The 7779-nt window shown below is 72.9% G+C and carries 8 protein-coding genes; 4 read left to right on the top strand and 4 right to left on the bottom strand.

The genetic code is table 11. The features are described from left to right. Positions 1-109: 109 nt before the first annotated feature. Entirely contained in the window at positions 110-352 is a 243-nt protein-coding gene (locus DKT69_RS32050) for a mycoredoxin (protein ID WP_109805177.1), read from the bottom strand. 90 nt (positions 353-442) lie between these two features. On the opposite strand from DKT69_RS32050, the gene DKT69_RS32055 reads away from it, so the two are divergent. From DKT69_RS32055 to DKT69_RS32065, 3 genes are all read left to right on the top strand, one after another. Continuing rightward, positions 443-2605, top strand: a complete 2163-nt coding sequence (locus tag DKT69_RS32055; RefSeq protein ID WP_109805170.1) for an ATP-dependent DNA helicase UvrD2 — start codon at positions 443-445, stop codon at positions 2603-2605. A gap of 158 nt (positions 2606-2763) precedes the next feature. Then, positions 2764-2991: a hypothetical protein gene (locus tag DKT69_RS32060; protein ID WP_255544696.1), complete on the top strand. Its 228-nt coding sequence runs from the start codon at positions 2764-2766 to the stop codon at positions 2989-2991. A gap of 132 nt (positions 2992-3123) precedes the next feature. Continuing rightward, a complete protein-coding gene (locus DKT69_RS32065) occupies positions 3124-3489 on the top strand; it encodes a WhiB family transcriptional regulator (RefSeq protein WP_109805172.1) in 366 nt (121 codons plus the stop codon). 304 nt (positions 3490-3793) lie between these two features. Here the strand turns inward: DKT69_RS32065 and DKT69_RS32075 are convergent, their stop codons facing one another. The 3 genes from DKT69_RS32075 to DKT69_RS37985 all read right to left on the bottom strand — a co-directional run bounded on the left by DKT69_RS32075 (position 3794) and on the right by DKT69_RS37985 (position 6636). Next, positions 3794-5140, bottom strand: coding sequence for an ABC1 kinase family protein (locus DKT69_RS32075; protein WP_109805174.1), 1347 nt, complete (start codon positions 5138-5140; stop codon positions 3794-3796). Then, on the bottom strand, positions 5137-6264 hold the full coding sequence (locus DKT69_RS32080) for a TOMM precursor leader peptide-binding protein (RefSeq protein ID WP_109805175.1): 1128 nt from the start codon (positions 6262-6264) through the stop codon (positions 5137-5139). The genes DKT69_RS32075 and DKT69_RS32080 overlap by 4 nt, the downstream gene beginning before the upstream one ends. Positions 6265-6468: 204 nt before the next feature. Beyond that, positions 6469-6636, bottom strand: a complete 168-nt coding sequence (locus tag DKT69_RS37985; protein ID WP_007072829.1) for a DUF5679 domain-containing protein — start codon at positions 6634-6636, stop codon at positions 6469-6471. 522 nt (positions 6637-7158) lie between these two features. On the opposite strand from DKT69_RS37985, the gene DKT69_RS32085 reads away from it, so the two are divergent. After that, positions 7159-7689, top strand: a complete 531-nt coding sequence (locus DKT69_RS32085; protein ID WP_109805176.1) for a M48 metallopeptidase family protein — start codon at positions 7159-7161, stop codon at positions 7687-7689. The last annotated feature ends 90 nt before the right edge of the window (positions 7690-7779 follow it).

The raw sequence follows: 7779 nt of genomic DNA on the forward strand, positions 1-7779 counted from the left end.
CTACGCGTCTCGTGGGCTCGGAGATGGGTAGAAGAGACAGGGGGTCGGGAGATGGGAAGAGCGGCCGGCCCCGGAAGGGGCGGCCGCTCTTCCCGTGCGGTGCTGTGGGTCAGGCGTTCAGGCTGGCGAGGTGCTGCTTGACCTGGGTGATCGAGGGGTTGGTGAGGGCGCTGCCGTCGGCGAAGCGCAGGGTCGGGACGGTCTGGTTGCCGCCGTTGACCTTCATCACGAACTCCGCGGCCTTCGGGTCCTGCTCGATGTCGACCACCTCGTACCCGATGCCCTCCCGGTCGAGCTGCGACTTCAGCCGGTGGCAGTAGCCGCACCACGTGGTGGAATACATCGTCAACATGATCAGGTCCTCCAAGGGGTGGCTCACGCCCGTCAGATCAGGCCAGGCTAATCGCTGCAACATCGCCGGCGGCTGGAATGATTCCTGCCTGTGGTGGTTCATTCAGCGGCGGAACGGGTGCTGGCCGGGCTCGACCCGGAGCAGCGGTCCGCGGTGACCGCCCCGGCCGGTCCGGTCTGCATCCTGGCCGGCGCGGGGACCGGCAAGACCCGCGCGGTGACCTCCCGGATCGCCCACCGCGCACTCACCGGGGACATCTCCCCCCGACACGTGCTCGCGGTCACCTTCACCGCCCGCGCCGCCGCCGAGATGCGGGCCCGGCTCACCGCGCTGGGGGTGGCCGGCGTGCAGGCACGCACCTTCCACGCCGCCGCCCTGCGCCAGGTGCGCTACTTCGCCCCCCGGCTGCTGGAGGGGCGGGCCATGCCGGAGCTGCTGGACAGCAAGGTCCGGGTGGTCACCCTGGCCGCCGCCAAGGTGGGCCTGCGGGCCGACCGGGCCGCCGCCCGGGACCTCGCCGGCGAGATCGAGTGGGCGAAGTCGTCCCTGGTCGAGCCCGGCGAGTACGTGGTGGCCGCGGCCAAGGCGCTGCGCGACACCCCGCACGAGCCGGCGAAGGTGGCCGAGGTCTTCGCCGCGTACGAGAAGCTCAAGCGCGGCAACGGCGTGATCGACTTCGAGGACATGCTGCGCGCCGCCGTCTGGGGGATCGAGGAGCACCCCGACGTCGCCGAGCAGGTGCGCGGCCAGTACCGGCACTTCGTCGTCGACGAGTACCAGGACGTCAACCCGCTCCAGCAGCGGCTGCTGGAGGCCTGGCTCGGCGGCCGGGACGACCTCACCGTGGTCGGCGACGCCAGCCAGACCATCTACTCCTTCACCGGGGCCAGCTCGTCGTACCTGGTGGACTTCCCGCGCCGGCACCGGGGCGCCACGGTGGTCCGGCTGGTCCGCGACTACCGCTCCACCCCGCAGGTGGTCGGGCTGGCCAACGCGGTGATCTCGCAGGCCCGGGGCGCCGAGGCCCGGCTGCGGCTGGAGCTGGTGGGGCAGCGCCCGGCCGGTCCCGAACCGGAGCTGCGGATCTTCACCGACGAGCCGGCCGAGGCCAACGCCGTCGCGGCCCGCTGCCGGGCGCTGGTCGACGGCGGCACCCCGGCCCGGGAGATCGCGGTGCTGTTCCGCACCAACGCGCAGTCCGAGGCGTACGAGAAGGCGCTCACCGAGGCCGAGGTGCCGTACGTGGTGCAGGGGGCGGAGCGCTTCTTCGAGCGGCCCGAGGTGCGCCAGGCGATGGTCGCGCTGCGCGCCGCTACCCGCTCGATCCCGGGGGAGACACCGCTGCCGACCGCCGTCGTCGAGGGGCTCTCCGCGGTCGGCTGGGCCCCCGACGCCGCCCCGGCCGGCGGCGCGGCCCGGGAGCGCTGGGAGGCGCTCGCCGCGCTGGTCCAGCTCGCCGAGGAGTACGCCGCGACGCCCGAGGTGCTGCCGGTCGGCGAGGCCGCCGCGGTGGAACGGCCGGTGACGCTCGCCGACTTCAACGACGAGTTGGCCCGGCGCGCCGCCCAGCAGCACGTGCCCACGGTCGACGGGGTGAGTCTGGCCTCGCTGCACTCCGCCAAGGGCCTGGAGTGGGACGCCGTCTTCCTGGTCGGTCTCGCCGAGGGCACCCTGCCCACCACGTACGCGAAGACCCCGGAACAGGTCGAGGAGGAGCGCCGGCTGCTCTACGTCGGGATCACCCGGGCCCGGGAGTGGCTCTGGCTGTCGTACGCCGGGGCCCGCTCGCCGGGCGGACGGGCCCGGCGGCCGTCCCGCTTCCTGCCCCAGCTCGACCGCTCGGGCGGCGGCGCCGAGCGGGCCGGTCCGGGCGCGGCCCGGCGGACCGAGCGGCGGCGCAACCAGGTCGTCTCCTGCCGGATCTGCGGCGCGACCCTGCTCGGCGGGGCGGACCGCAAGCTGGGCCGCTGCCCGACCTGCCCGTCCGACATCGACGAGGAACTGTACGAGCGGCTGCGTGAGTGGCGGCAACGGGTGGCCGGCGCGCAGAAGGTGCCGGCGTACGTGGTGTTCACCGACGCCACGCTGACCGCGCTGGCCGAGCGGAAGCCGGGCCGGACCGAGGAGCTGATCGCGATCGCCGGGATCGGTCCCCGCAAACTGGGCCTTTACGGCGAGACCGTGCTGGCCCTGGTGGAGGGCGCGGCGGTCGACGACGTCTGCCCGGAGAAAACTTTCGAAATCGAGTCGTAAATTCGTTTGCCCTCGCCCTGGGGCGAGGAATAGCCTCAGGACACACCTTGGGAGCGGCGCCATTCCGGCTGCTCACAGGGGCTGAGTCCATAGTCGGCACGAGGAACGTGAGGGAGGTGGCACCCGTGGAGATCTTCACCTATGAGCGTCCGGCGGTGATGCCGGCTGCCTGCGCTCCGCTGTCGGCTGTCCGGGTGGTCCTTGCCGCTGCGCGACCGTCCGTTCCGCAGGTGCACCAGGTCCAGGTTCAGGCCGAGCTGACCCTGACCGTTGCGCCCACCGGAATTCAGAACCCGGGGACCAGTGGCTTCACGGGCAAGGGCATCGATGGCGCCAAGAAGCGCATGGATGTCCGCGGCGTTCCACCTCGAGGTAGACCGGTCTGATCACCAGACCACCGGCTCACCTCGAGGCCGCGGAACCCGCACACCGGGATCCGCGGCCTCAGTTTTTTTGCCCTGCCGAAGTACGTCGGAAATGCGATCCACGAGATCGAAGTGAGAGAGAGGTGACCGGGCATGAGTCTGGCGTTGGCCCCGCTCGACGTGAGCGTCGACGTGGAGGCGAACCTGCCCTGCCGGAAGTTCGACCCCGACCTGTGGTTCTCCGACTCGCCTGCCGAGCTCGAGCTGGCCAAGTCGCTCTGCGGGGACTGCCCGCTGCGCGTCGAGTGCCTCGCCGGTGCGGCGGAGCGGGCCGAGCCCTGGGGCGTCTGGGGTGGCGAGATCTTCGAGCGTGGCGCGGTCGTCCCGCGCAAGCGGCCCCGTGGCCGTCCGCGCAAGGAGGACCTCGCCCGTGACGCCGCCCTGCGGGTCGAGGCCGAGGCGCGACTGGCGGCCAGTGGGCTGTCCGAGTCGCGGCACGCGGTCCGGCTGGCAGCCTGACAATGCACCCGATCCGTACCCAGGCCGGCCGCGAGCCGGTTGTCAGAGAGATGAATCAGATGCTGTACGCACCCAATGGAGCCGTCGAGATGCAACTACTCCACGAAGCGTTGTCCCGGGCCCGAATGCCCCGGCCTCAGGCCGGTCGCACCACCACGAGCACTGAGGCAACCCGTTCCGCCCGTACCGTCGCCATGACCAGCCGCAAGCAGTCGGCTCGCGACCTGGGCGTTCTCTAGTCCGTACCGATTCGCGGGGGCGGTGGCCGGAAGTCCGGCCACCGCCCCCCGCGGTGTTCCGTCGGTCAGGCCACCGGGGCGAAGCCGGGGAGCCAGCGCTCCAGGATCGCCCGGTACGGCGCCTTCGCCTCCAACTGGCAGAGCACCCCGATCGAGCCCAGCGTCACCCGGTGGATCATCAGGTACGACGGGGGCAGGTTGAGCTGCCGGCTGAGCTGGAAGGTGGGCGACCGGGGGCTGGCAAGCCGGGTCGCCTCGCCCCGCAGCCAGGCCCGGGTGAACCGGAACTCCTCGGCGGCGATCGGCTCCAGCATCGGCCGGAGGAAGTCGAGCACCGCCTCGGCGTCGATCGGCTCGGTGGGGCTGACGAAGCCCTCCTCGCGCAGGCCGGCCACCACCGCTTCCGCGTCGCCGCGGAGCGCCAGCGCGGCGATCCGGCCGATCGGCTCGGGGGTGCCCTCGGGCATCCGGGCCACCGCGCCGAAGTCGATCACGCCGAGCCGGCCGTCGGGCAGCAGCCGGAAGTTGCCCGGATGCGGGTCGGCGTGCAGCAGTCCGGCCCGCATCGGCGCGGAGAGGTGCAGCACGGCCATCAGCCGCCCGGCCTCGTCGCGCTCCTCCTCGGTGCCCTCCCGGATGATCTGCGACAGCGGCGTCCCCTCGATCCACTCGGTGATCAGGACCCGGGGCGAGGAGTCGAGCACCTCGGGGATGAAGATCTCCGGGTCGTCCGCGTACGCCGCCGCGAAGGCGCGCTGCGATTCGGCCTCGAGCTCGTAGTCCAGCTCCTCGGTGATCCGCTCGCGCAGCTCCACCAGGAGCGGCTTGACGTCCAGCCCGGGCTGGATCGCCCGGAACATCGCGCCCAGCCGGGAGAGCTGCTTGAGGTCGGCGAGCAGCGCGTCGCCCGCGCCCGGGTACTGGATCTTCACCGCCACGTCCCGGTGCTTCGGGCCGCCGGACGGGCCGTACCCGGGATCGCGCCAGACCGCGCGGTGCACCTGGCCGATGCTGGCCGCCGCGGCGGGGGTGTCGTCGAACTCCACGAAGCGGTCCCGCCAGTCCGGGCCGAGCTGCTCGGCGAGCACCTTGTGCACGGTCGCCGCGGGCAGCGGCGGGGCGGCCTCCTGGAGCTTGGTGAGCGCCTGCCGGTACGGGGCCGCGATCTCCTCGGGCAGGGCCGCCTCGAAGACCGACAGCGCCTGGCCGAACTTCATCGCCCCGCCCTTGAGCTGGCCCAGGACGCTGAACAGCTGCTCCGCGGTGCGCTGCTGGATCTCCGCGGAGATGACGTCGGACGCGAGCCCGGTGACCCGCTTGCCCATCCCGAGGACGGTCCGGCCGGCGAAGCCGAGCGGCAGAGCGGCGAGCTTGGCGGTCCGGGACACGGCCCGGCGCGGGATGTCGGTCACCCGGTCATTGTTACCGACTCGGGGGGCCCGCTGCTGCTACGAAGCCGGGAGCGGGTGGGCTCGAACCGGATCCGGCGACCACCCGAGCATTCGCAGGACGGATGGGGGGACCAGATTCGACGGCGGAACCGGCCGGCGCCGCCGACCTCGACCGTGCAGCCGAGCGTCTCCGGGGTGCCGCCGTCGAGGTGGGCCAGCGCCTCCGCCGCCGCGTACGCCACCGCCGCGAGCCCGGTGGTGGCGGCGCAGGCCTGGTCCGCGTCGCCGGCCGCGAGCTGGGCGGCGAGCGCGGGCCAGTCCGGGTCCCGGTCGACCCGGTGCAGGTCGAGGCAGTTCAGGCAGGGCCCGACCGGGGGCCGGACCAGCGGGCCGACCAGCGGCACGCCGCCGCGCAGGCCGACCAGGAGGTGGGGCTGGCGGCGCTGGGCGTACCGGGCGGCGAGCAGGGCGGCCGGCCGGTCGGTGCCGAGCTGGACGACCAGGTCGACCCGGCCGCGTCGCAACGGCGCGGTCCCGGTGCCCGGCGCGACGCGCCCGAGCAGGCTGCGGAGCGCGGCGGCAAGGGGCCGGCCCACCTCGGCGGCGGCCAGGCCGGTGCCGACCAGGTCGGCCGGGCGGACCGGGCCGGCCAGGTCGGGATCCAGGTGGCCGACGCCGGCCTGGGCCAGCGCCACGGCGAGCGGACCGCCGAGCCGGCCGGCGCCGGTGACCAGCACCCGGGCGGCCCGGCGGCGGCGCAGCACCTGGGCGGGCGTGCCGGGCGGCCCGGGCACGGCCAGCGCCAGCGCCCCGGCCTCGGCGGCGAGCCGGGCCCGCACCGGCCCGGCGAGGTCGCGGGGGAGCAGGGTGTGCGCGGGTACGACCAGGCCGGCGGCGTGCAGCGTGTCGAGCAGGGCGCGGGCCTCGTCGGACGGTACGTCCGCCGTCGTCGCGCAGTCGAGGACGCTGCGCTCGCTACGGGTGCCGTCCAGCAGGTCGAGCAGGTGGGCGGCCCGGGGGTTGGCCACCTCCAGCAGGACGGCACGGCCGGGCTCCACCCCGAGCTGCAGGGTGTGCCGGTCCCGCCAGAGGCGGGTCAGCCCGGGCAGCAGGGTGGGACGGGTCAGCGGGGTGGCACGGCTCATGACACGGATGGTGATCGTGTCCGTGCCCTCCGTCGATCGTTGTCCACAGGTGCGCCGCGCCCTACCCAGGGTTGTCCACAGGAATGAGCGGGTTTTCCACAGCCCGCCGGTGGTCGTGTCGGCCAGCCGACAGTCCGCTCCGTCCCGGGACGGCAAACGGGGGAGGGGTGGCCATCGGCCACCCCTCCCCCGGACCCGTACGGGTCAGACCTTGGCCTTGCCGAGAATGCGGTTCACTGTTGTCCCGCAGACCGGGCACTTGCCCTTGGCCATGTTCATGCCGGTCTTCGAGACCTCGATGTGCCCTTCGAAGTCCCGCTTCTCCTTGCACTTGACGCAGTAACCGTTGTAGGTCTGGGCCTGGTCGGCCACGGTAGCCTCCTCGTCTCGTCCGCCGGACACGCCGTCCCAGCGGGTTTCCCGGCGGCGGGCCACGAGGCGCCGGCGCTGGGTCTTTCTCCGCGGCCACGCTCATGACCGCTGGTTGGCGGACCCTACCCAGGAACGGGCAGTTCCATGTCAGCTGTGCATCGACACTGTGAGGAAGTCGACGTCGAGAGTGTGCATGCCGAATTACGTCGGATAAGTCAGTTTCGCGGGGACACGCCGGGTGAATGCGCTCAGATCCCCCTTCCGGCGGCCCCCGTGCGGCGCTCCGCCGGGTGATCACCTAACGTGGGTGGGCGCCGGCAGGTGACGCGCCGGCGGCCGGACCGGCCGCCACGAAGGGTGACCGGAGACGACTTCTCGTCCTCCGCAAAGAAATTTTTCAGGACTCCTGGCGACCAACCACCATTTTCCGGGCGCGTGTCGTCGTGTTGACTCTTGCGGACCCCTGGTCAGTACGCATTAGCTTTCCCTCGTGACAGTCATCCGAGGCTGCGCGGGTCAGTGATGGCCGGGACGCGGAAGCCCGTCGTCGAGGTGCGGCGCAGTCAGCGCCGGCGACGCACAGTGTCCGCGTACCGCGACGGCGAGCGGGTCGTGGTGCTCATCCCCGACCAGTTCTCCCGGGCCGAGGAGAGCGAGTGGGTCGACCGGATGCTGGCCCGGCTCGCCGCCCGGGAGGGTCGGCTGGCCCGCTCCGACGCGGAGCTGCTCTTCCGCGCCGCCCGGCTGGTCGACCTCTACCTGCCCGACCACCGCGCCGAGACCGCGCCGGCCAGCGTCCGCTGGGTCACCAACCAGAACGGCCGCTGGGGTTCCTGCACCCCGGCCGACCGGACCATCCGCATCTCCCACCGCATCCAGGACATGCCGGACTGGGTGGTCGACTACGTGCTCCTGCACGAGCTGGCCCACCTGATCGTGCCCAGCCACAACGCCCGGTTCTGGGGTCTGGTCGGCCGCTATCCGAAGACCGAACGGGCCCGGGGCTACCTGGAGGGCGTCGCAGCCGCCTCCGGCGTCCCCCTCTCCGACTGAGCCACCCCGCCACGCCCGGTCGATCGACTCCGGGTCGCCGACCTGGCGGTGTCGGTGGGTGTCGGACAGCGCCACGGCGGGGATCTGGAG

The sequence above is a fragment of the Micromonospora sicca genome, from assembly GCF_003172935.1.
Lineage (GTDB): Bacteria > Actinomycetota > Actinomycetes > Mycobacteriales > Micromonosporaceae > Micromonospora > Micromonospora sicca.

Coding starts and splice junctions, on each gene's coding strand:
- DKT69_RS32050 (WP_109805177.1), bottom strand. CDS start 352: ATGTTGACGATGTATTCCACCACGTGGTGCGGCTACTGCCACCGGCTG.
- DKT69_RS32060 (WP_255544696.1), top strand. CDS start 2,764: ATGCCGGCTGCCTGCGCTCCGCTGTCGGCTGTCCGGGTGGTCCTTGCC.
- DKT69_RS32065 (WP_109805172.1), top strand. CDS start 3,124: ATGAGTCTGGCGTTGGCCCCGCTCGACGTGAGCGTCGACGTGGAGGCG.
- DKT69_RS32080 (WP_109805175.1), bottom strand. CDS start 6,264: ATGAGCCGTGCCACCCCGCTGACCCGTCCCACCCTGCTGCCCGGGCTG.
- DKT69_RS32085 (WP_109805176.1), top strand. CDS start 7,159: ATGGCCGGGACGCGGAAGCCCGTCGTCGAGGTGCGGCGCAGTCAGCGC.